Annotated in this window: 15 protein-coding genes; 13 read left to right on the top strand and 2 right to left on the bottom strand. The window is 54.2% G+C overall.

Annotated elements, in window-relative coordinates:
• Positions 1-104 precede the first annotated feature (104 nt).
• The 4 genes from ACO6V5_RS22085 to ACO6V5_RS22070 all read left to right on the top strand — a co-directional run bounded on the left by ACO6V5_RS22085 (position 105) and on the right by ACO6V5_RS22070 (position 6,571).
• On the top strand, positions 105-2,372 hold the full coding sequence (locus tag ACO6V5_RS22085) for an ankyrin repeat domain-containing protein (RefSeq protein WP_422135626.1): 2,268 nt from the start codon (positions 105-107) through the stop codon (positions 2,370-2,372).
• 187 nt (positions 2,373-2,559) lie between these two features.
• Positions 2,560-3,912 carry an ankyrin repeat domain-containing protein gene (locus tag ACO6V5_RS22080; RefSeq protein WP_422412485.1) on the top strand — a complete coding sequence of 451 codons (1,353 nt, stop codon included), beginning with the start codon at positions 2,560-2,562 and terminating at the stop codon, positions 3,910-3,912.
• Positions 3,913-4,101: 189 nt separating this feature from the next.
• Entirely contained in the window at positions 4,102-5,448 is a 1,347-nt protein-coding gene (locus ACO6V5_RS22075; RefSeq protein WP_422135628.1) for an ankyrin repeat domain-containing protein, read from the top strand.
• Positions 5,449-5,803: 355 nt separating this feature from the next.
• Positions 5,804-6,571, top strand: coding sequence for an ankyrin repeat domain-containing protein (locus ACO6V5_RS22070; protein ID WP_422442620.1), 768 nt, complete (start codon positions 5,804-5,806; stop codon positions 6,569-6,571).
• A 203-nt stretch (positions 6,572-6,774) separates the two neighbouring features.
• Here ACO6V5_RS22070 and ACO6V5_RS22065 read toward each other — a convergent pair whose 3' ends face one another.
• Together ACO6V5_RS22065 and ACO6V5_RS22060 are read right to left on the bottom strand one after the other, a co-directional pair.
• Positions 6,775-7,023 (bottom strand): BrnA antitoxin family protein, encoded by a 249-nt coding sequence (locus tag ACO6V5_RS22065; RefSeq protein WP_422135630.1) that lies wholly within the window; start codon positions 7,021-7,023, stop codon positions 6,775-6,777.
• Positions 7,024-7,042: 19 nt separating this feature from the next.
• Positions 7,043-7,297, bottom strand: a complete 255-nt coding sequence (locus tag ACO6V5_RS22060; RefSeq protein ID WP_422139117.1) for a BrnT family toxin — start codon at positions 7,295-7,297, stop codon at positions 7,043-7,045.
• A gap of 57 nt (positions 7,298-7,354) precedes the next feature.
• On the opposite strand from ACO6V5_RS22060, the gene ACO6V5_RS22055 reads away from it, so the two are divergent.
• The 9 genes from ACO6V5_RS22055 (at position 7,355) to ACO6V5_RS22015 (ending at position 22,905) form a co-directional block, all read left to right on the top strand.
• Entirely contained in the window at positions 7,355-9,598 is a 2,244-nt protein-coding gene (locus ACO6V5_RS22055; RefSeq protein WP_422135632.1) for an ankyrin repeat domain-containing protein, read from the top strand.
• A gap of 336 nt (positions 9,599-9,934) precedes the next feature.
• Complete coding sequence (locus ACO6V5_RS22050; RefSeq protein ID WP_422413111.1) at positions 9,935-11,086, top strand: ankyrin repeat domain-containing protein; 1,152 nt, start codon at positions 9,935-9,937, stop codon at positions 11,084-11,086.
• Positions 11,087-11,273: 187 nt separating this feature from the next.
• Positions 11,274-12,971 carry an ankyrin repeat domain-containing protein gene (locus ACO6V5_RS22045; RefSeq protein WP_422413113.1) on the top strand — a complete coding sequence of 566 codons (1,698 nt, stop codon included), beginning with the start codon at positions 11,274-11,276 and terminating at the stop codon, positions 12,969-12,971.
• 135 nt (positions 12,972-13,106) lie between these two features.
• Positions 13,107-15,992, top strand: a complete 2,886-nt coding sequence (locus tag ACO6V5_RS22040; protein ID WP_422413115.1) for an ankyrin repeat domain-containing protein — start codon at positions 13,107-13,109, stop codon at positions 15,990-15,992.
• A 163-nt stretch (positions 15,993-16,155) separates the two neighbouring features.
• Entirely contained in the window at positions 16,156-17,409 is a 1,254-nt protein-coding gene (locus tag ACO6V5_RS22035; protein ID WP_422413117.1) for an ankyrin repeat domain-containing protein, read from the top strand.
• Positions 17,410-17,568: 159 nt separating this feature from the next.
• A complete protein-coding gene (locus tag ACO6V5_RS22030; protein WP_422413119.1) occupies positions 17,569-18,564 on the top strand; it encodes an ankyrin repeat domain-containing protein in 996 nt (331 codons plus the stop codon).
• Positions 18,565-18,711: 147 nt separating this feature from the next.
• Positions 18,712-20,013, top strand: coding sequence for an ankyrin repeat domain-containing protein (locus ACO6V5_RS22025; RefSeq protein WP_422135638.1), 1,302 nt, complete (start codon positions 18,712-18,714; stop codon positions 20,011-20,013).
• Positions 20,014-20,160: 147 nt separating this feature from the next.
• Positions 20,161-21,492, top strand: coding sequence for an ankyrin repeat domain-containing protein (locus ACO6V5_RS22020; protein ID WP_422135639.1), 1,332 nt, complete (start codon positions 20,161-20,163; stop codon positions 21,490-21,492).
• 117 nt (positions 21,493-21,609) lie between these two features.
• The gene (locus ACO6V5_RS22015) at positions 21,610-22,905 is read left to right on the top strand and encodes an ankyrin repeat domain-containing protein (protein ID WP_422442619.1); all 1,296 of its coding nucleotides are present in this window, start codon (positions 21,610-21,612) and stop codon (positions 22,903-22,905) included.
• Positions 22,906-22,948: the final 43 nt, after the last annotated feature.

Raw genomic sequence — 22,948 nt, 5'->3', positions numbered from 1 at the left:
TTGAAACAAGTGATTATTCAACCAAAGCAAACGTTGAGAGACACATAAATGAACTATCATTCCTTTCCTGTACCCAAGCCGCAGCAGTTATCGACAGGCACAGAATGTTCTACATATATCTGGCATTACTCGCCGCTCTCTCCCCATGGACACTGAAGGCCGATCAGTGTCCTATTTGTCTGGCTCCCTTCCATGGCCGAAGTTTAGCGCCTGTGGTTGTCAAAACCCATTGTTGTGGCCACCTCTTTGATCTGGACTGTCTTTCGAAGTCTTTTGTTAAACAGCCCATCGGCTCACGCCGCTGCGCGATGTGTCGGCAAGATCCGATGCCTTTGGTGAATCAGAACACCAGTGAAGCTTACCCGGATGCATTTTTCCCCGATCAGGCGTTTTATCGTGCCTGTATATATGGGGATTTGGATCAGGTGGAGAGGTCACTGGCAGAAGGAGTCAATGTCAATACCGTTATGATTGGTGGCTTTACTGCCCTGATGTTAGCATCCAGCAGGGGTCACACGGATGTCGTCAAACGCCTGATAAACGCTGGGGCGAACCTCGACACTGCCCGTACGAACGGTGCCACCGCACTGTTAACCGCTACTGAGTTCGGTCATACAGACTGCGTGAAACTCCTGATCAACGCCGGGGCTAATCTCAATGCCGCCAGGACTTCGGATGGCGCCACACCGCTTTTCATCGCAACCTGGAAGGGCAACAGCGACTGCGTAAAACTCCTGATCGAGGCCGGGGCGGATCTGAACCTCCCCCGGACTTCAGATGGCTCCGCACCGCTTTTCATCACAGCCCAGAAAGGCAATACCGACTGCATGGAAATCCTGATCAAGGCCGGGGCGGATCTCGACGCCCAGACTAAGGATAGCGCCACCCCGCTATACATCGCAGCTCAGGTGGGCAATACCGACTGCGTGCAACGCCTGATCGACGCCGGGGCGAATCTCAACCCTCCCCTGAATTCAGATGGCGCCAGCCCGTTGCTCATCGCTGCGGCAAAAGGCAATATCAACTGCCTGAAAGCCCTGATCAAAGCCAAGGCGAATCTCGACGCCCGAACCGAGAATGGCGACACCCCCCTGCTTATTGCTGCCCAACAAAATAACATCGACTGCGTGAAACTCCTGACCGAGGCCGGGGCGGATCTCAACGCCCGGAATGAGAATGGCGCCACCCCGCTTTTCGTCGCTGCCCAGGAGGGTAATACCGACATTTTGAAACTCCTGATCAACGCCGGGGCAGATCTCAATGCCCGGAATGAGAATGGCGCCACCCCACTTTTCGTCGCTGCCGAGGAGGGCAATAGCGACTGTTTGAAACTCCTGATCAACGCCGGGGCGGATCTCGATGCCCGGAATAAGAATCACGCCACCCCGCTTTACATCGCTGTCCAGGAGGGCAATACCGACTGCGTGAAACTGCTGATCAACGCCGGGGCGAATATCAACATCGCCAGGACTCCGGGTGGCGCCACCCCGCTGTTCGTCGCGGCCCTGAAGGGTAATACCGACTGTTTGAAACTCCTGATCAACGCCGGGGCGGATGTGAACGCCCGGACTGAGGATGGTGCCACCCCGCTATTCATCGCTGCTGTGCTAGGCAATATCGAATGCATGAAACGCCTGATCAAGGCCGGGGCGGACCTTAACGCCGCCCGGAGTAGTGATGGCGCCACCCCACTCTTCTTTGCGGCACAAGAAAATAAAATCGAATGCCTGCAAGCCCTGATCGAAGCCAAGGTGGATCTCAGCGCACAAACTGAGGATGGGGTCACCGCACTGTTCATGGCTGTCCAGGAAAATAGCGTCGACTCCGTGAAACTCCTGATCAACGCCGGGGCGAACCTCAACGCCCAGACCGATAACGGCTCCACTCCACTGTTCGCTGCTGCTGCGAAAGGCAATACCGACTGCATGAAACTCCTGATCAACGCCGGGGCGGATCTCAACGCCGTCAGGATTACGGATGGTGCCACCCCACTGTTCGCTGCCACTGCGAAAGGCAATACCGACTGCGTGCAGCTCCTGATCAACGCCGGGGCGGATCTCAACGCCGCCAGGTTGGATGGCGCCACACCGCTGTCCTTCGCTATACAAGAAAATAACACCGAGTGCTTGAAACTCCTGGTCAACGCCGGGGTGGATCTCAACGTCCCCCGGGCTTCAGATGGCGCCACCCCGCTGCTCATCGCAGTCTGGCAAGGCCATACCGATTGCGTGGAAATCCTGATCAGTGGCGGGGCAGATCCCCATGTCGCCAGTACCATGGATGGCATCACCCCAGTCACCCCACTTTACATCGCATTCCTGAAAGGCGATGCCGGCTGCGTGGCAGTCCTGATCAAGGCTGGAGCAAAATAGGGAACCAAGACCATGAAGGCAACCAAAGAAAGGATTTGTGTTGTCCAGTGAACATGGCTCTCAGGTGTTCCCATCTTCTGAGTTTTTGAAACAGGTAATTGTTTGGCCACAGCGAACTTTGATAGCCATACAAATGAACTAACATGCTTTTTTGTATCAAACCTACACTGCTTCTTGACCAATACAGATGTTTTACTTATATGTGGCATTGTTCGCTACCCTCTCCCCATGGACACTGAAGGCTGATCACTGTCCTATTTGTTTGGCTCCCTTCCATGGCCGAAGTGAAGCGCCTGTGGTCGTCAAAACCCAATGCTGTGGTCACCTCTTCGATCTGGACTGTATTTCGAAGTGTTTTGTTGATCAGCCCATTGGCTCCCGCCAGTGCGCAATGTGTCGGCAAAACCCGATGCCGGTGGTGAATCAGAACACCAGTGAATCTCACCCGGATACATTTTTCCCCGATCAGGTGTTTTTTGATGCCTGTTATGACGGGGATTTGGATCAGGTAGAGAGGTCATTGGCAAATGGAGTCAATGTCAATGCCGTTATACATGATGATTTCACTGGCTTGATGTTGGCATCTGACGGGGGGCACGAGGCAATCGTTGAACGCCTGATCAGCGCCGGGGCGAATCTCAACGCCACCTCCACAGGTGGAGCCACCGCAATATTCTTTGCTGTCCAGGAGAATAACATCGATTGCGTGAAGCTCCTGATCAACGCCGGGGCGGATGTTAACGCCACCTTTTCAAATGGTGCCACCGCACTGTTGATCGCTGCCAAGGAGGGCAATACCGACTGCATGAAACTCCTGATCAACGCCGGGGCGGATATCAACGCCGCCTTGTTGGATGGCGCCACACCGCTGTTCTTCGCTGCCCAAGAAAATAACATCGAATGCGTGGAACTCCTGATCAACGCCGGGGCGAATCTCAACGCCAGGACTGAGAATGGTACAACCCCGCTATTCGTCGCTGCCCTGAGAGGCAATACCGACTGCGTGAAAGCCCTGACCGAAGCCAACGCAGATCTCAACGCGAGAAATAAGAATGGTGCAACCCCGCTTCTCATCGCAGTCTGGCTAGGCCATACCGATTGCGTGGAAATACTGATCCAGGTCGGGGCGGATCTTAAGGCCACCAGGACTTCGGACGGCGCCACCCCGCTGTTCATCGCAGTTCAGAAAAATAACACCGACTGCGTGAAACTTCTGATCAAGGCCGGGGCGAATCTCAACGCCCGGACTATTGATGGCACCACCGCGCTGTTCACTGCAGCCCTGAATGGCCATACCGATTGCATGGAAACCCTGATCCACGTCGGAGCGAATCTCAATGCTGCCAGGACTTCAGATGGTGCCACCCCGCTGTTCATCGCAGCCCTGAATGGCGATACCGACTGCGTAGAACGCCTGATCAATGCCGGGGCAGATCTCGACGCCGCCAGGACTTCAGATGGCGCCACCCCACTCTACATCGCAACCGCGATGGGCAATACCGACTGCATGGAAGCCCTGATCAAGGCTGGAGCAAAGTAGGGAACAAAGGCCGTGAAGGCAACAAAAGAAAGGCGTTACTTTGTCCAGTAAAAACGACTCTCAGGTGTTCCCATCTTCTGAATTTTTTTTTAAAACAGGTGATTATTTAGTCACAGCAAGCTTTGATAGCCATATAAATGAACTACCATTCCTTTTTTTGTATCCAACCCACACTACTAACCAACACAGATGTTCTTCTTATATATGGCATTGTTCGCTACCCTCTCCCCATGGACACTGGAAGCTGATCCCTGTCCTATTTGTTTAGCTCACTTCCATGACCGTCATGAAGCGCCTGTGGTCGTCAAAACCCAATGTTGCGGTCACCGCTTCGATCTGGACTGTCTTTCGATGTGCTTTGTTGATCAGCCCATCGGCTCACGCCAGTGCGCGATGTGTCGGCAAAACCCGATGCCTGTGGTGAATCAGAACACCAGTGAAGCTTACCCGGATACATTTTTCCCCGATCAGACTTTTTATAATGCCTGTTTAAACGGGGATCTGAATCAGGTAGAGAGGTCGCTGGCAGAAGGAGTCAATGTCAATGCGGTTATGGTTGGTGGCTTCACTGCTTTGATGTTGGCATCCCAAAACGGGAACAAGACTGTCGTCCAACGCCTGATAGAAGCCGGGGCGGACGTCGACGCCGCCTTGTCGAATGGCGCCAGCCCGCTGCTCATCGCTGCACATCATAATAACGATGACTGCGTAAAAATCCTGATCGAAGCTGAGGCAGATCTCAACGCCGCCATGTCGAGTGGCGCCACATCGCTGTTCATTGCTGCCCAGGAAAATAACATTGTCTGCGTGAAACTCCTGGTCAACGCCGGGGCGGATCTCAACGCCGCCTTGTCGGATGGCACCACCCCGCTGGTCATCGCTGCCCAAGAAAATAACATCGACTGCTTGACAGCCCTGATCGAAGCCGGGGCGGATCTCAACGCCCAGACCGATGATGGCTCCACCCCGCTGCTCATCGCAGCCTGGAAAGGCAATACCGACTGCGTGAAAGCCCTGATCGAAGCCAAGGCGAATCTCAACGCCGCCATGTTGGATGGCGCCACACCGTTGCTCACCGCTGCTCAAGAAAATAACACTGACTGCGTGGAAATCCTGATCAACGCCGGGGCGGATCTTAACGCCGCCATGTCGGATGGCTGCACTCCTCTATTCATCGCAGTCCAGAAGGGCAACATCGACTGCGTGAAACTCCTTCTCGATGCCGGGGCAGATATCAGCGTCCGGACTGAGGATGGCGCCACCTCGCTGTTCATCGCAGCCCTGAAGGGCAATACCGACTGCCTGAAAATACTGATCAACGCAGGGGCAGATCTCAACGCCCAGGCCGAGGATGGCTCCACCCCGCTGTTTATCGCAGCCCTGGTGGGCAATCCCGATTGCGTGAAACTCCTGATCAATGCCGGGGCGGATCTCAACACTGCCAGAATTACGGATCGTGCCACCCCGCTGTCCGTTGCTGCTGCAAGAGGCAATTCCGACTGCGTGAAACTCCTGATCAACGCCGGGGCAGAGTAGGGAACAGAGGCGATGAAGGAAAGAAAGGCGTTGTGTTAACCGGTAAACCCGCCTCTGGGTGTTTCCATCTTCCGAGTTTTTAAAACAGGTGATTATACCAATCGAACTTTCTAACTCCCTATTGCGCTGAAGATTTGAGCCTTAATCCTGCGTTGGCGATCGTCGCCATAGCTAAGGCTATGACTCCTCACGCCGCCTTGTCTTAAGGCTCAAATCTCCATGCTCATCACGGGAGTTAGAAAGCACGATTGGTATTATTTAGCCACAGCGGACTTTATAGTCACACAATTGAACTTTTGTACTGCTCTTATGTCTAACCAACACTGCATTATTGACTGACACAGATGTTCTACTTATGGATGGCATGGCTCGCACTCTTCTTCCCATGGAAACTGACGTAACGTCGGAGCCCGATGTATGTCCTATTTGTTTGGCTAATTTCCATGGCCGCGATGTGGCGCCAGTAGACGTCAAAACCCAATGTCTAACCCAGTGTGGCCACCGCTTCCATCTGGACTGTATTTCGAAACAATTCATTTTTGAACCGATCGGCTCACGCCGATGCGCGATGTGTCGGGAATGCCCGATGCCTGTGGTGAATCAGAAGACCAGTGAATCCCACCCAGATACATTTTTCCCCGATCAGGTGTTTTATGATGCCTGTTATGACGGGGATTTGATTCAGGTGGAGAGGTCACTGGCAGCAGGAGTCTGTGTCAACGCCGTTATGACTGATGATTTCACTGCCCTGATCGTAGCATCCAGTGAGGGGCACATAGACGTCGTCGAACGTTTGATAAAAGACGGGGCGGACGTCAATGTTGCCCGGGCCACGGATGGCGCCACCTCGCTGTTCTACGCTGCACAAGAAAATAACACCGACATTGGGAAACTCCTGATCGACTCCGGGGCGAATCTCAACACCCCCCGGACTTCGGATGGCGCCACCCCGCTGTTCTTCGCTGCACAAGAGAATAACAGCGACTTTGTGACACTCATGATCGAAGCTGGAGCGGATCTCAACGCCGCCAGGACTTCGGATGGCACTACCCCGCTGTCCATCGCAACCAAGATGGGCAATAGCGACTGCGTGGAACTCCTGACCAACGCCGGGGCAAAGTAAGGACGGGAAAGCAAGAAAGGCCTTGTGCTATTCAGTAAAGTAAAGCTGGACACCCGCCTTCTGGCCCTGCTCCACGCCGAGCAGGATCAGGAAGAACTCTGTGTCAGCCAGTTGAATCGATTTCTGATTGCCAGAGCCCGAGAAGTGGCGTTTCGGCTGGCTGGGGATCTGGTGAAACCAAAGCAGGAGGAGACTGCAAGCTGTCACCCTGAATGCCTGACCACATATTCACGCAAAGCTTCATCCATACGGGTCTGCCAGCCTTTGCCAGTGGCGCGGAAAAATTCAACCACCTCGGGTGACAGCCGGATAGAAATCCGCTCCTTGGTCTGTTCGGCCTTGGGTCGCCCCACTGGTCGTAGTTGTTTGAACTCCTCGTCAGTAAGTTCATATGTGTCAGGATCAGCGGCAATGCCTGCATTGATGGCTGCCTCTTCTTCGTCGGTGTTCATCTGGATCCACCGACCGGATTTAGTCTTGATTCGCATAAGCAGTTTTCTCCCGGTTATTAGCTTTTCGAAGGGAAATAATACGTCGCGTCTCACCACGATCGGTGTACACCACGCAATAAAGTCGCTCACCCCAGAGGGCAAAACCAACCATGCGCTGCTCTCCATAGTCAAAGCGTTGGTCTTTCCATGCACAGAGTGTATCCCACTCCAAGCGCTCTGCCTCAGTTTTGCTTTCACCGTCCGGTTTAGCCACAGCAAACTTTGATTGACACATAAATGAACTAACATGCTTTTTTTGTATCTAACCCGCATTACATATTGACCAACACAGATGTTCTACTTATATGTGGCGTTGTTCGCTACTCTCTCCCCATATACAGTCAAGGCCGATCAGTGTCCTATTTGTTTGACTTACTTTCATGGCCGAAGTGTCACGCCTGTGGTCGTCAAAACCGGATGTTGTGGCCACCTCTTCGATCTGGACTGTATTTCGAAGTGTTTTGTCGATCAGCCCATCGGCTCAAGACGGTGCGCAATGTGTCGGCAAGACCCGATGCCTGTGTTGAATCTGGACACCGGTGTATCTCACCCGGATGCATTCTTCCCCGATCTGACGTTTTTTCGTGCCTGTTTTGAAGGGGATTTGGATGTGGTGGAGAAGTCACTGGCAGAAGGAGTCAATGTCAATGCCCATGACATTACGAATGATGATTACACCCCCTTAATGATGGCATCCATCGGGGGGCATATGGCGGTCGCCGAATGCCTGATCAACGCCGGGGCGAATCTCGACGCCGTCTGTGAGAGCGGTGCTACCGCACTGTTCATCGCTGCAATAGAAAATAACACCGACTGCGTGAAACTCCTGATCAAAGCCGGGGCGGATCCCAACATTGCCTTACCGGATGGCACCACCCCGTTGTACATCGTAGCCGAGATGGGCAATATCGTCTGCTTGAAAGCCCTGATCGACGCCGGGGCGGATCTCAACACCAGCTTGCCGGATGGCGCCACCTCGCTGCTCATCGCTGCCCAGAATGGCAATACTGACTGTGTGAGACTCCTGATTGAAGCCGGGGCGGATCTCGACGCAGTCTTGTCGGGTGGCTTCACTCCACTATTCATCGCAGCCGAGATGGGCAATACCGACTGCGTGAAAGCCCTGATCGACGCCGGGGCGGATCTCAATGCCCGGAATAAGGATGGCGCCACCTCGCTGCTCATCGCTGCCCAGAACAACAATATTGACTGCGTGAAACTCCTGATTGAAGCCGGGGCGGATCTTGACGCCGCCTTGTCGGATGGCTCCACTCCTCTGTTCATCGCAGCTGCGAAAGGCAATACCGACTGCGTGAAACGCCTGATCGAAGCCAAGGCAAAACTCAATGCCCTGACTCAAGATGGCGCTACCCCGCTGCTCATCGCTATACAAGAAAATAACACCGCCTGCGTAAAACTCCTGTGCAACGCCGGGGCGGATCCCAACGCCCCAGCTAACGATGGCACCACCCCGCTGTACATCGCTGCTGCAAAAGGCTATACCGATTGCCTGAAAGCCCTGATCGAAGCCAAGGCAGACCCCAACGTCAGGGCAAAGGAAGACAGCACTCCGCTGATCATTGCTGCTGCGAGAGGTCATATCGACTGCCTGAAAGCTCTGATCGAAGCAGGGGCGGATCTCAACGCACAAAATAAGGAGGGCGTCACCCCGCTGTTCATCGCTGCACAGGAAAATCACATCGACTGCGTGAAACTCCTGATCAACGACGGAGCGGATCCCAACACTATACTGTCGAATGGCTGCACTCCGCTGATCAGCTCTGCTGCGATGGGCTACAGCGACTGCGTAAAGCTCCTGATCAACGCTGGGGCGGATCTCGAAGCCAGCTTGTCAGATGGTGCCACCCCGCTGTACATCGCAGCCCAGAATGGCAATACCGACTGTGTGGAATCCCTGATCGAAGCCAAGGCTGACCTCAACGCCAGGAATAAGGAAGGCTGCACCCCGCTGCTGATCGCTGCTGCGAATGGCCATACTGACTGCGTGGAACTCCTGATCAATGCCGGGGCAGATCTCAACACCCAGACCAAGGATGGCGGCACCCCGCTGTTTTTGGCTGCACAAGAAAATCACGCCGACTGTGTGAAACGCCTGATCGAAGCCGGGGCGGACCTCAACATCCGGACTAAGGTTGGCGCCACCCCGCTGTTAATCGCTGCCAAGGAAAATAACATAGACTCCCTGAAACTCCTGATCGAAGCTGAGGCAGATCTCGACGCCAGGACTGAGGATGGCAGAACCCCCCTATTCATTGCAGCCGAGATGGGCAATAGCGACTCCGTGGAACGCTTGGTCAACGCCGGGGCCGATCTCGACGCCCGAAGGACTGAGGATGGTGCGACTCCGCTTTTAATCGCCGCTGAGGAGGGTAATACCGAGGGTCTGAAACTCCTGATCAGGGCCGAGGCAGATATCAACGCCGCCTTGTCGAATGGCACCACCCCACTTGCCATCGCAACCGAGATGGGCAATACCAACTGCGTGGAACTCCTGACCAACGCCGGGGCAAGATAAGGAGAGGAAAACAAGAGAGGCCTTGTGCTATCGAGTAAACAAAACTTTCAGGTGTTCCGATCTTCTGAGTTTTTGAAATAGGTGATTATCTGGCCACAGCAAACTTTGATAGCCAGATAAATGAACTAATACCAATCGAACTTTCTAACTCCCTATTGCGCTGAAGATTTGAGCCTTAATCCTGCGTTGGCGATCGTCGCCATAGCTAAGGCTATGACTCCTCACGCCGCCTTGTCTTAAGGCTCAAATCTCCATGCTCATCACGGGATTTAGAAAGTACGATTGGTATAACATGCTTTTTTGCATCCAACCCACACTGCTTATTGACCAACACAGATGTTCTACTTATATGTGGCATTGCTCGCTACCCTCACCCCATGGGCACTGAAGGCCGATCACTGTCCCATTTGTTTGGCTAACTTCCATGACCGAAGTGGAGCGCCTGTGGTCGTTAAAACCCAATGTTGTGGTCACCGCTTCGATCTGGACTGCCTTTCGATGTGCTTTGTTGATCAGCCCATCGGCGCACGCCGATGCGCGATGTGTCGGCAAAACCCGATGCCTGTGGTGAATCAGAACACCAGTGAATCTCACCCGGATACATTCTTCCCCGATCAGACGTTTTATCTTGCCTGTTTTAACGGGGATCTGGATCAGGTAGAGAGTTCACTGGCAGAAGGAGTCAATGTCAATGCCTTTAGGACTGATGATTTCACAGCCTTGATGTTAGCATGCCACAGTGGACATACGGATGTCGTCGTACGCCTGATCAACACGGGAGCAAACCACGACGCTGCCCGTTCTAATGGTGCCACCGCTCTGTTCATCGCTGCTGAGTTCGGTAATACCGAGTGCGTGAAACGCCTGATCAACGCCGGGGCAGATATCAACGCCCGGACCAGGTCTGGCGCCACGCCGCTGCACGTTGCTGCTGCGAAAGGCCATACCGACTGTGTGAAACTCCTGATCAACGCCAGGGCGGATATCAACGCGCAAACTGAGCATGGCGCCACCCCGTTGTTCATTGCTACACAAGAAAATAACACCGACTGCGTTAAAATACTGATCAATGCCAGAGCGGATCTCAACGCTTTCAGGATCAGGGATGGCACCACCCCGCTGTACATCGCCACCCTGAGTAATAGCATCGAGTGCGTGAAACTCTTCATCAACGCCGGGGCAGATATCAACGCCCGGTCCAGGAAAGGCATCACAGCGCTGCACGTTGCTGCTGCGTTAGGCAATACCGACTGCCTGAAACTCCTGATCAACGCCGGGGCGGACATCAACGCCCGGAATAAAGATGGCGCCACCCCGCTGTACATGGCAGCGCAGAATGGCAATACCGGCTGCCTGAAAATCCTGATCGAAGCCGGAGCGGATCTCAACGCCGCCAGGATTACGACTGGTGCTACCCCTCTGTTCATCGCAGCTCAGAATGACCATACCGAGTGCCTGAAACTCCTGACCGAGGCCGGGGCAAAGTAGGAAACAGTGGCGGTCAGAGAAACAAAAGAAAGATCTTGTGCTCTCCAGTAAATACACCTTTCAGGTGTTCCCATCTCCTGAGTTTTTGAAGCAGGTGATTATCTGGCCACAGCAAACTTTGATAGCCGAATAAATGAACTAACATGCTTTTTTGCATCCAACTCACACTGCTTATTGACCAACACAGATGTTCTACTTATATGCGGCATTGTTCGTTGCCCTTTCTCCATGGACACTCAAGGCCGATCACTGTCCTATTTGTTTGGCTAACTTCCATGACCGAAGTGGAGCGCCTGTGATCGTTAAAACCCAATGTTGTGGTCAACGCTTCGATCTGGACTGTCTTTCGATGTGCTTTGTTGATCAGCCCATCGGCGCACGCCGGTGCGCGATGTGTCGGCAAAACCCGATGCCTGTGGTGAATCAGAACACCAGTGAATCTCACCCGGATACATTCTTCCCCGATCAGACGTTTTATCTTGCCTGTTTTAACGGGGATCTGGAACAGGTGGAGAGGTCACTGGCAGAAGGAGTCAATGTCAATGCTGTTATGATTGGTGGCTTCACTGCCTTGATATTGGCATCCCTCTGGGGGCATACGGAAGTCGTCGAACACCTGATCAACGCTGGGGCGAACCCCGACACTGCCAATACCCTTTCGAATAATGCCACCGCACTGATCATCGCTGCTGATTGTGGTAATACCCTCTGCGTGAAAAGCCTGATCAACGCAGGGGCGAATCTCAACGCCCGGACTGGCGGCGGAGCCACCCCGCTATTCATGGCTGCTCAACAAAATAACATCGACAGCCTGAAAATCCTGATCGAAGCCGGGGTGGATCTCAACGCCCAGACTGAGGATGGCGCCTCCCCGCTCTTCGCCGCTGCTGCGCGAGGTAATACCGAATGCCTGAAACTCCTGATCGACGCCGGGGCGGATCTCAACGCCCTGACTAAGGGTGGCGCTACCCCGCTCTTCATCGCAGCCCAAAGGGGCAATAACGTCTGCATGAAACTCCTGATCGACGCCGGGGCGGATCTCAACGTCCAGACTGAGGATGGCGTTACCCCGGTGTTTATCGCTGCCCAAAAAAATAACATCGACAGCCTGAAAATCCTGATTGCAGCCGAGGCAGATATCAACGCCGTGACCAAGAGTGGTGCCAACCCTGCGTTCATCGCTGCCCAGAACGGCAATACCGACTGCCTGATAATCCTGATCGAAGCCGGGGCAGATCAAAACGCCGCCACGATTACGTATGGTGCCACCCCTCTGTTCACGGCAGCCCAGAACGGCAATACTGACTGCCTGAGAATCCTGATCAACGCCGGGGCGGGTGTCAACGCCGCCAGGATTACGGATGCTGCCACCCCTCTGTTCATGGCAGCCCAGAACGGCAATACCGACTGCGTGAAACTCCTGATCAACGCCGGGGCAGATCTCAACGCCGCCAGGATCAACGATGGCGCAACCCCGCTGTTCATCGCATCTCAGGAGGGCAATAGCGACTGCGTGAAACTCCTGATCAACGCCGGGGCAGATCTCAACGCCGCCAGGATCAACGATGGCGCAACCCCGCTGTTCATCGCAGCTCAGGAGGGCAATAGCGACTGCGTGAAACTCCTGATCAACGCCGGGGCGAATCTCAATGCCCGGGTCGAGGATGGTGTCACCTCGCTATACATTGCAGCCGGGTTGGGCAACACCGACTGCGTGAAACTCCTGATCCGGGCCGGGGCGAATCTCAACGCAGCCCTGCCGGATGGCACCACCCCACTTGGCATCGCAACCAAGATGGGCAATACCGATTGCGTGAAGCTCCTGACCGACGCCGGGGCAGAGTTCGGAACAGAGGCAGAGAAGGAAACAAATGAAAGACGTTGATTTGTTCAGTAAACACAGCTCTCAGGGGTTCCTATCTTGCGGGTTGTTGAAATAGGTGATTATCTGCCTACTGCAAATTTAATAACTACCCGATTGAACTATCATATTTTTCCTGTGTCCAAACTGCATTGCTTATTGACTGATATAGATGTTCTACTTATGGACGGCATTGCTCACCCCCCTGTCCCCGGGGATAGTGAAGTACCAGAGGAGGCACATCCCTGTCCTATTTGTTTGACCCATTTTCATGGTCGTGTTATAGCGCCCGTGGTGGTCAAAACCCGATGTTGTGGCCACCTCTTCGATCTGGACTGTATTTCGAAGTGTTTTGTCGATCAGCCCATCGGCTCACGGCGGTGCGCAATGTGCCGACAAGACCCGATGCCTGTGTTGAATCTGAACACCGGGGAGTCTCACCGGGATACGTTTTTCCCTGATCCGACGTTTTTTCGTGCCTGTTTTGAAGGGGATTTGGATCAGGTGGAAAGAACTCTGGCAGGAGGAATCAATGTCAATGTCCATTACATTGCGTATGATGATTTCACTGCCTTGATGATGGCATCCATGAGTGGGCATATGGCGATCGTCGAATGCCTGATCAACGCCGGAGCCAATCTCAACGCCGTCGCTAAGAGCGGTCTTACCGCAGTGATCATAGCTGCACAAAAAAATAACACTGCCTGCCTGAAAAGACTGCTCGAAGCCAAGGCGGATAGCAACGCCCGAACTTCCCATGGCGCCACCGCGCTGTTCATCGCTGCTTCGAAAGGCAATACCGAGTCCGTGAAAGCTCTGATCGAAGCCAAGGCGAATCTCGACACCCAGTCCAGGCAGGGCGCCACCCCGCTGCTCATCGCTGCTTCGAAAGGCAATACCGAGTGCGTGAAAGCCCTCATCAAAGCCGGGGCGGATCTCAACGCCGGGACTAAGGATGGTGCTACCCCGCTGCTTCTGGCAGCCCAGAACGGCAATACCGAATGCCTGAAACTCCTGATCGAAGCCAAGGCAGACCTCAACGTCCGAACTAAAGATGGTAACACCCCGCTGCTCATGGCAGTCGAGATGGGCAATACCGAGTGCGTGAAACTCCTGATTGAAGCCGGGGCAGATCTTGACGCCGCCCTGCTGGATGGCACCTCTCCGCTGCTCATGGCAGTCGAGATGGGCAATATCGACTGCGTGAAACTCCTGATCGAAGCCGGGGCAAATCTTGACGCTGCCCTGCCGGATGGCACCACCCCGCTGCTCATCGCAGCCGAGATGGGCAATACCGAGTGCATGAAACTCCTGATCGAAGGCGGGGCGGATCTCAATGCCCGGACCAAGGGTGGCGCCACCCCGCTGCTCATGGCTGCACAGGAAAATCACGCCGAATGCGTGAAACTCCTGATCGAAGCCAAGGCGGACCTCAACGCCAGGACTAAGGATGGCAGCACCCCGCTTGTCATCGCTGCTGCGAATGGCCATACCGCTTGCGTGAAAGCCCTGCTCAACGCCGGGGTCGATATCAACACTCGTAATGAAGATGGCACCGGCCCACTGTTCATCGCTGCTGCGAATGGCCATACCGATTGCGTGAAAGCCCTGATCGAAGCCAAGGCAGACCTCAACGCCAGGGCTAAGGATGACTTCACCCCACTGATCGTTGCTACTGCGAAAGGCCATCCCGACTGCGTGGAAGCCCTGATCGAAGCCAAGGCAGATCTCAATGCCAGGACTAAGGATGGTGACATCACTGCGCTTTTCATTGCGGCACAGGAAAATCAAATCGACTGTTTGAAACTCCTGATCAAGGCCGGGGCGAATCTCAATGCCCGCTTCAAAGATGGTGCCAACCCGCTCTACATTGCGGCCGAGATGGGCAATACCGCCTGCGTGAAAGCCCTGATCGAAGCCAAGGCGGATCTCAACGCCAAGACTGAGGATGGCGTCACCCCGCTTTTCATTGCGGTACAAAAAAATCACACCGAGTGCGTGAAACTCCTGCTCGACGCCGGGGCAGAGCCTGACGTCCGGACTGAGGATGGCACCACCCCGCTGTTCATCGCTGCTGCGAAAGGCCATACCACTTGCGTAAAAGCCCTGCTCAAAGCCAAGGCAGACCCCGACGCCCGGAACAAGGATGACAGCACCCCGCTAATCATTGCTGCTGCGAGAGGTCATAGCGACTGTGTGAAAACCCTGATCGAAGCCAAGGCGGATCTCAACGCGCGAAATAAGCATGGCGTCACCCCGCTGTTCATCGCTGCACAAGAAAATCACATCGACAGCTTGAAACTCCTGATCAACGACGGAGCGGATCCCAACGTCATCTTGTCGAGTGGCTGCACTCCGCTGTTCAGCGCTGCTGCAGGAGGCCATAGCGAATGCGTAAAACTCCTGATCGAAGCCGGGGCGGACCTCAACGCCCGCATCAAAGATGGTTCTACTCCGCTATACATCGCAGCCCAGAAAGGCAATACCGACTGCGCGAAACTCCTGATCAACGCCGGGGCGGACCTCAACGCCCAGAATAAGGATGGCGCCACCGCGCTGTTCATCGCTGCCCAGGAAAATCACCCCGACTGCGTGAAACTCCTGGCCGACGCCAAGGCAGGTCTCAACCCCCGAACCAAGGATGACGCCACCCCGTTGTTCATCGCTGCCCTGAACAATAACGTCGACTGCCTGAAAATTCTGATCGAAGCCGGGGCGGATCTCAACGCCCGGATCAAGAATGGCGCCACCCCGCTGCACGCCGCTGTTGCACAAAACAATACCGACTGCGTGGAACTCCTGATCAACGCCGGGGCCGATCTCGACGCCCGAAGGACTGAGGATGGTGCGACCCCGCTGTTCATCGCAGCCCGCAAAGGCAATAGCGAGTGTATGAAACTCCTGATCAGGGCCGAGGTAGATATCAACGCTGCCTTGTCGGATGGCACCACCCCACTGGCCATTGCAACCGTGATGGGCAATACCGACTGCGAGAAACTCCTGATCAACGCCGGGGCAGGGCAGGGAACAAAACAAAAGCGTTAGTTATCCGGTAAACACGGCTCTCAGGTGTTCTCATCTTCGGAGTTTTTGAAACAGGTGATTATTTAGTTAGCCACAGCAAACTTTATAGCCATAGAACTGAACTATTTAACTGTTTTTGTATCCAACCTTAAGCACTTATTGACTGGCACACGATGCTCTATTTATGGATAGCGTTGCTCGCACCTCGGCCCCCGGGAATCCTGTCGAACCGTCGGGGGTCGACAAATGCCCTATTTGTTTGACTGGTTTTCATGGCCGTAAAGCAGCGCCTGTGGTCCTCAAAACCCGTTGTTGTGGCCATCACTTCGATCTGGACTGTATTTCGAAGTGTTTTGTTGATCAGCCCATTGGCTCACGTCGATGCGCGATGTGTCGGCAAGACCCGATGCCTCTGCTGGATCTGAACACCGGTGAATCACACCCGGATACATTTTTCCCCGATCAGGCGTTTTATGATGCCTGTTATGACGGGGATTTCGATCAGGTAGTGAGATCACTGGCAGAAGGCGTCAATGTCAATGCCGTAAAGCATGATGATTACACTGCCTTGATGATGGCATCCGACGGGGGGTACGAAACTATCGTCGAACGCCTGATCAACGCCGGGGCGAATCTCAACGCCACCTGTGAGGTGGGTGCCACTGCACTGTTATTCGCTGCCCGGGAAAATCACACCGACTGCGTGGAACTCCTGACCAAAGCCGGTGCGAATCCAAACATACAAACTAAAAATGGTGCAACCCCGCTGTACATCACTGCCCTGAAAAATAACGCAGACTGCATGAAAATCCTGATCGAAGCCAAGGCAGATCTCAACGCCCGGACTGAGGGTGGCATCACTGCGCTGTTCATCGCCGCCCAGGAAAATAGCACCCACTGCATGCAAATCCTGATCGAAGCCGGGGCGGATCTCAACGCCCGGACTGAGGCTGGCGCCACCCCGCTGTTCATCGCAGCCGAGATGGGCCATAGCGACTGCGTGAAAGCCCTGATCGAAGCCGGGGTGGATGTCAAAGCGCAGGCTGAGGATGGTGCCACCCCACTGTTCATGGCAGCACAGAATGGCAATACTGACTGCCTGAAACGCCTGATCAATGCCGGGGCGGATATCAACACTGTCTTGTCGGATGGTGCCACCCCGCTGTCCATCGCTGCAGAGAATGGCCATACCGAGTGCCTGAAACTCCTGATCGAAGCCGGGGCGAATCTCGACACCACCTTGCCGGATGGCGCCACCCCACTGTTAATCGCAGCCGAGATGGGCAATACCGACTGCGTGAAAGCCCTGATCGAAGCCGGGGCTGACATCAAGGCCAGGACTAAGGATGGCAGCACCCCACTGTCCATCGCTGCGCAGAATGACAATACCGACTGCGAAAAACTCCTGATCAACGCTGGGGCAAGGCAGGGAACATAGGCAAGGAAGGGAACAAAAGAAAGGCGTTATGTTATCCGGTAAACACGGCTCTCAGGTGTTCTCATTTTCCGAGTTTTTGATATAGCCATATAGCTGAACCATCGTAATTTTTTTATGTCTGGTTTGTATAACTCATTAAATAACACGAAAACTCTACTTATGGATGCTATTGCTCCCTCCCCTCTCTCCATGGGCGTTGAATTGACGTCGGAAGCCGATGTCTGTTCTATTTGTCACGGTGAGTTCCATGGCCGCAATGTGGCGCCTGTGAACCTCAACCCCAAATGTCAAACCCACTGTGGCCACTACTTCCATCTGGACTGCATTACGGGGCAATTTGTTGATGAGCCCATAGGCTCACGCCGCTGCAAGCTTTGCCGACAAAATCCGATCCCGTTGTTGAATATAAACACCGGTAAATCTTACCCGGATAAATTTTTCCCCGATCAGATGTTCCGTAGTGCCTGTTGTTCCGGGGATTTGCAACAGGTGCAGAAGCTGCTGGCAGAAGGAGTCTATATCAATGCCGTTATGAATGCTGGTTTCACAGCCTTGATGATTGCATCCAGTGAGGGGGTCACAGACCTCGCCGAACTCCTGATTAGACACGGGGCGGACGTCAACGCCGCTCGGGCTGAGGATGGCGTTACCGCGCTGTTCTTCGCTGCAAAAAACAATGACATTGACATTACGAGACTCCTGATCGGTGCCGGGGCGGATCTCAACACCCCCCGGACTTCGGATGGCGCCACCCCGCTGTCCATCGCAGTCCAGGAGGGCTGCACCGAGTGCGCGAGACTCCTGATCTACGCCGGGGCGGATACCAGCGCAGCCTTGTCGAGTGGCATGACCCTGCTGTACATCGCAGCCCTGAGAGGCAATACCGACTGCGTGGAACTCCTGCTCAACGCCGGGCTGGATCCCAACGATGCTTCGTCGATTGGCATCACCCCGCTGTACATCGCAGCCCTGAAAGGCAATACCGACTGCGTGAAACGCCTGATCAATGCCGGTGCGGATCTCAACGCCCGGACCAGGAATGGCTCCACCCCGCTGTCCATCGCAACCAGAATGGGCAATACCGACTGCGTAAAAGTCCTTATCGCGACCGGGAAAAGCCAGGAAGCAAAAGAAAGGCGCGGTGTTCTCCAGTAAACACAGCTTTCAGGTGTTTCCATCTCCTGAGTTCTGAAATGCGTGATGATTTAGCCGCAGCAAACTCAACAGCCATAAAACTGAACTATCGTACTTTTTTTGTGTCTAATTTGTATAACTTACTTGAATATCATGGAGGCTCTACTTATGGATGCCATTGATCTTAATCACCCCCCACTCCCCATCACCACTGAATCAACGTCGGAGGCACATAAATGTGATATTTGTTTCGGTGAGTTCCATGGCCGCGATGTGGCGCCTGCGCAACACAACCCTAAATGTAAAAGCCACTGCGGCCACATCTTCCATCTGGACTGTCTTACGATGCTATCTGTTCATAAGCCCATAGGCTCACGCAGCTGCGGGTATTGCCGAGGAAAGCCGTTCCCTGTGTTGGATACGGAAACCGGTAAATCTTACCCGGAAGAGTTTTTCCCCGACCGGGTGTTTTTAACTGCCTGCTTGACTGGGAATGTGGATCAGGTGAAGAAGTCACTGGCAGCAGGAGTCTATGTCGACGCCGTTGTGGGTAATGGTCTCAATCCCTTGTTGATTGCATCCGCTGAGGGGCACACAGAATTAGCCAAAGTCCTGATTAACAACGGGGCGGACGTCAACGCCGCTATGGCTGAGACAGGCGTTACACCGCTGTTCTCCGCTGCGCTATACAATCGCACCGACATTGTGAGACTGTTGATCAATAACGGGGCGAAGCTCGACATCCCCGAGACTAAGGATGGCCACACCCCGCTGTCCATAGCGACCCAGGTGGGCTCTATCGACTCAGTGAGATTCTTGCTCATCGCCGAGGCGAATCCCAACGTCGTCTTGTCGTCTGGCTGCACCCTGCTCAACATTGCAGTCAAGAAGGGCTCTACCGACTCCGTGAGACTCTTGCTCCTCGCCAAAGCGGATGTCAACGCCCGGAATGAGGATGGCGTCACCCCGCTGTTCTTCGCTGCACAAAACAATCTCACCGAAATTGCGAAACTCCTGATCAACGCCGGGGCAAATCTCAACCCCCCCCGGACTTCGGATGGCGCCACCCCACTGGCCTTGGCAGCCCAGCAGGGCTCTGGCGGCTGCGTGAAACTCCTGCTCGACAGAGGGGTGAATCCCAACACCGCCTTGTTGAATGGCGTCACTCCGCTTTTCGCCGCAGCCCTTAAAGGCAGGATCGACTGCGTGCAACTCCTGCTAGAGAAAGGGCCGGATCTCAACGCCCGGACTAAATACGGCGCCACTGCGCTGTTCGTAGCCGCTGAGGGAGGCCATACCGAATGTTTGAAACGCCTGATCCAGGCCGGGGCAGATATCAACGCTGCCTTGCCGGATGGCACCACCCCGCTGTCCATCGCAACCAGGATGGGCCATACCGAGTGCGTGGAAGCCCTTAACGAGGCCGAGAGAAGCAGGGGAACAGAAGAAGGGCTCTGCATCATCCTGTAAAAACAGCTTTCAGGTGTTTTCATCCCCTGAGTTTTGCAATGCGTGATTATTTAGCCACAAAAAGCTTTATAGCCATAAAACTGAACTATCGTACTTTTTTTGTGTCTAATTTGTATAACTTACTTGAATATCATGGAGGTTCTACTTATGGATGCCATTGATCTTAATCACCTCCCTCTCCCCATCACCACTGAATTAACGTCGGAGGCACATAAATGTGATATTTGTTTCGGTGAGTTCCATGGCCGCGATGTGACGCCTGCGCAACACAACCCTAAATGTGAAAGCCACTGCGGCCACATCTTCCATCTGGACTGTCTTACGATGCTATCTGTTCATAAGCCCATAGGCTCACGCAGCTGCGCGTATTGCCGAGGAAACCCGTTCCCTGTGTTGGATACGGAAACCGGTAAATCTTACCCGGACGAGTTTTTCCCCGACCAGGTATTTTTACGTGCCTGCTGGAATGGGAATGTGGATGGGGTGAAGAAGTCACTGGCAGCAGGAGTCTATGTCGACGCCGTTATGAGTCATGGTTTCAATCCCTTGTTGATTGCATCCACTGAGGGGCACACAGAATTAGCCAAGGTCCTGATTAACAACGGGGCGGACGTCAACGCCGCTATGGCTGAAACAGGCGTTACACCGCTGTTCTTCGCTGCTCAAAACAATCACACCGACATTGTGAACCTGCTGATCAGTAAGGAGGCGAAGCTCGACATCCCCGAGACTAATGCTGGCCACACCCCGCTGTCCATAGCGACCCAGGTGGGCTCTATCGACCCAGTAAGATTCTTGCTCATCGCCGGGGCGAATCCCAACGTCGTCTTGTCGTCTGGCTACACCCTGCTCAGCATTGCAGTCCTGAAGGGCTCTACCGACTCCGTGAGACTCTTGCTCCTCGCCAAAGCGGATGTCAACGCCCGGAATGAGGATGGCGCCACCCCGCTGTTCTTCGCTGCAGAAAAAAATCTCACCGAAATTGCGAAACTCCTGATCGACAACGGGGCAAATCTCAACACCCCCCGGACTTCGGATGGCGCCACCCCGCTGGCCATCGCAGCCCAAGAGGGCTCTGGCGGCTGCGTAAAACTCCTGCTCGACAAAGGGGTGAATCCCAACACCGCCTCGTTGAATGGCGTCACTCCGCTGTGCGCCGCAGCCCTTAAAGGCAAGATCAACTGCTTGCAACTCCTGCTAGAGAAAGGGCCGGATCTCGACGCCCGGACTGAATACGGCACCACTGCGCTGTTCGTAGCTGCCAGGGGAGGCCATACCGAATGTTTGAAACGCCTGATCGGGGCTGGGGCAGATATCAACGCCGCCTTGCCAGATGGCACCACCCCGCTGTCCGTCGCAACCAGGATGGGCCATACCGAGTGCGTGGAAGCCCTTAACGAGGCCGAGACAAGTTGGGGAACAGTAGAAGGGCTCTGCGTCATCCTGTACACACGGCTTTCAGGTGTTTTCATCCCCTGAGTTTTGCAATGCGTGATGATTTAGCCACAGCAAACTCAATGGCCATAAAACTGAACTATCGTACTTTTTTAGTGTCTAAATTTGTATAACTCATTAAATTACACGGGGGTTTTACTTATGAATACAATTAGTCTTTCTGCTCTCACCATGAGCACTGAAGTAACTTCGGAGGCCGATGAATGTAATATTTGTTTCGTTGAGTTCCATGGTCGAGATGTCACGCCTGTGGAAGACGACCCCGAATGTAAAACCCACTGTGGCCATCTCTTCCATCTGAAATGTCTTACGAGGCTATTTTATGGTATGCCCATAGGCTCACGCAGCTGCGCGTATTGCCGAGGAAAGCCGTTCCCTGTGTTGAATATGAAAACCGGCGAATCTTACCCGGATAAGTTTTTCCCCGATAAGAGGTTTTATGATGTCTGTCTTCACGGGGACTTGAATCAGGTGACGAAGTCACTGGCAGAAGGAGTCTATGTCGATGCCGTTATGAAGGGTGATTTCAATGCCTTGTTGATTGCATCCACTGAGGGGCACACAGAATTAGCCAAGGTCCTGATTAACAACGGGGCGGACGTCAACGCCGCTATGGCTGAAACAGGCGTTACACCGCTATTCTTCGCTGCTCAAAACAATCACACCGACATTGTGAAACTGCTGATCAATAAGGGGGCGAAGCTCGACACCCCCGAGACTAAGAATGGCCACACCCCGCTGTCCGTAGCGACCCAGGTGGGCTCTATCGACTCAGTGAGATTCTTGCTCATCGCCGAGGCGAATCCCAACGTCGTCTTGTCGTCTGGCCACACCCTGCTCAGCATTGCAGTCCAGAAGGGCTCTACCGACTCCGTGAGACTCTTGCTCCTCGCCAAAGCGGATGTCAACGCCCGGAATGAGGATGGCGCCACCCCGCTGTTCTTCGCTGCACAAAAAAATCTCACCGAAATTGCGAAACTCCTGATCAACGCCGGGGCAAATCTCAACACCCCCCGGACTTCGGATGGTGCCACCCCACTGGCCTTGGCAGCCCAGCATGGCTTTACCGACTTCGTGAAACTCCTGCTCGACAGAGGGGTGAATCCCAACACCGCCTTGTCGAATGGCGTCACTCCGCTTTACGCCGCAGCCCTTAAAGGCAGGATCGACTGCGTGCAACTCCTGCTAGAGAAAGGGCCGGATCTCAACGCCCGGACTAAATACGGCACCACTGCGCTGTTCGTAGCCGCTGAGGGAGGCCATACCGAATGTTTGAAACGCCTGATCCGGGCCGGGGCAGATATCAACGCCGCCTTGCCGGATGGCACCACCCCGCGGTCCATCGCAACCAGGATGGGCCATACCGACTGCGTAAAAGTCCTTATCGAGACCGAGAAAAGCAAAGAAGCAAAAGAAAAGCGCGATGTTCTCCAGTAAACACAGCTTTCAGGTGTTTCCATCCCCTGAGCTCTGCAATGCG

The organism is Endozoicomonas sp. ALD068 (genome assembly GCF_049310145.1).
Classification (GTDB): Bacteria; Pseudomonadota; Gammaproteobacteria; order Pseudomonadales; family Endozoicomonadaceae; genus Endozoicomonas_A.
Note: the sequence above shows the minus strand (reverse complement) of the source record. Positions and strands in the feature narration are given on the sequence as shown.

What these genes read in the sequence shown, in the direction of transcription:
- ACO6V5_RS22025 (WP_422135638.1), top strand. Translation starts at nt 18,712, where the DNA reads ATGGATGCCATTGATCTTAATCACCCCCCACTCCCCATCACCACTGAA.
- ACO6V5_RS22080 (WP_422412485.1), top strand. Translation starts at nt 2,560, where the DNA reads ATGTTTTACTTATATGTGGCATTGTTCGCTACCCTCTCCCCATGGACA.
- ACO6V5_RS22085 (WP_422135626.1), top strand. Translation starts at nt 105, where the DNA reads ATGTTCTACATATATCTGGCATTACTCGCCGCTCTCTCCCCATGGACA.
- ACO6V5_RS22065 (WP_422135630.1), bottom strand. Translation starts at nt 7,023, where the DNA reads ATGAACACCGACGAAGAAGAGGCAGCCATCAATGCAGGCATTGCCGCT.
- ACO6V5_RS22035 (WP_422413117.1), top strand. Translation starts at nt 16,156, where the DNA reads ATGGATAGCGTTGCTCGCACCTCGGCCCCCGGGAATCCTGTCGAACCG.
- ACO6V5_RS22055 (WP_422135632.1), top strand. Translation starts at nt 7,355, where the DNA reads ATGTTCTACTTATATGTGGCGTTGTTCGCTACTCTCTCCCCATATACA.
- ACO6V5_RS22030 (WP_422413119.1), top strand. Translation starts at nt 17,569, where the DNA reads ATGGATGCTATTGCTCCCTCCCCTCTCTCCATGGGCGTTGAATTGACG.
- ACO6V5_RS22045 (WP_422413113.1), top strand. Translation starts at nt 11,274, where the DNA reads ATGTTCTACTTATATGCGGCATTGTTCGTTGCCCTTTCTCCATGGACA.
- ACO6V5_RS22060 (WP_422139117.1), bottom strand. Translation starts at nt 7,297, where the DNA reads ATGTGTCAATCAAAGTTTGCTGTGGCTAAACCGGACGGTGAAAGCAAA.
- ACO6V5_RS22075 (WP_422135628.1), top strand. Translation starts at nt 4,102, where the DNA reads ATGTTCTTCTTATATATGGCATTGTTCGCTACCCTCTCCCCATGGACA.
- ACO6V5_RS22050 (WP_422413111.1), top strand. Translation starts at nt 9,935, where the DNA reads ATGTTCTACTTATATGTGGCATTGCTCGCTACCCTCACCCCATGGGCA.
- ACO6V5_RS22015 (WP_422442619.1), top strand. Translation starts at nt 21,610, where the DNA reads ATGAATACAATTAGTCTTTCTGCTCTCACCATGAGCACTGAAGTAACT.
- ACO6V5_RS22070 (WP_422442620.1), top strand. Translation starts at nt 5,804, where the DNA reads ATGGATGGCATGGCTCGCACTCTTCTTCCCATGGAAACTGACGTAACG.
- ACO6V5_RS22020 (WP_422135639.1), top strand. Translation starts at nt 20,161, where the DNA reads ATGGATGCCATTGATCTTAATCACCTCCCTCTCCCCATCACCACTGAA.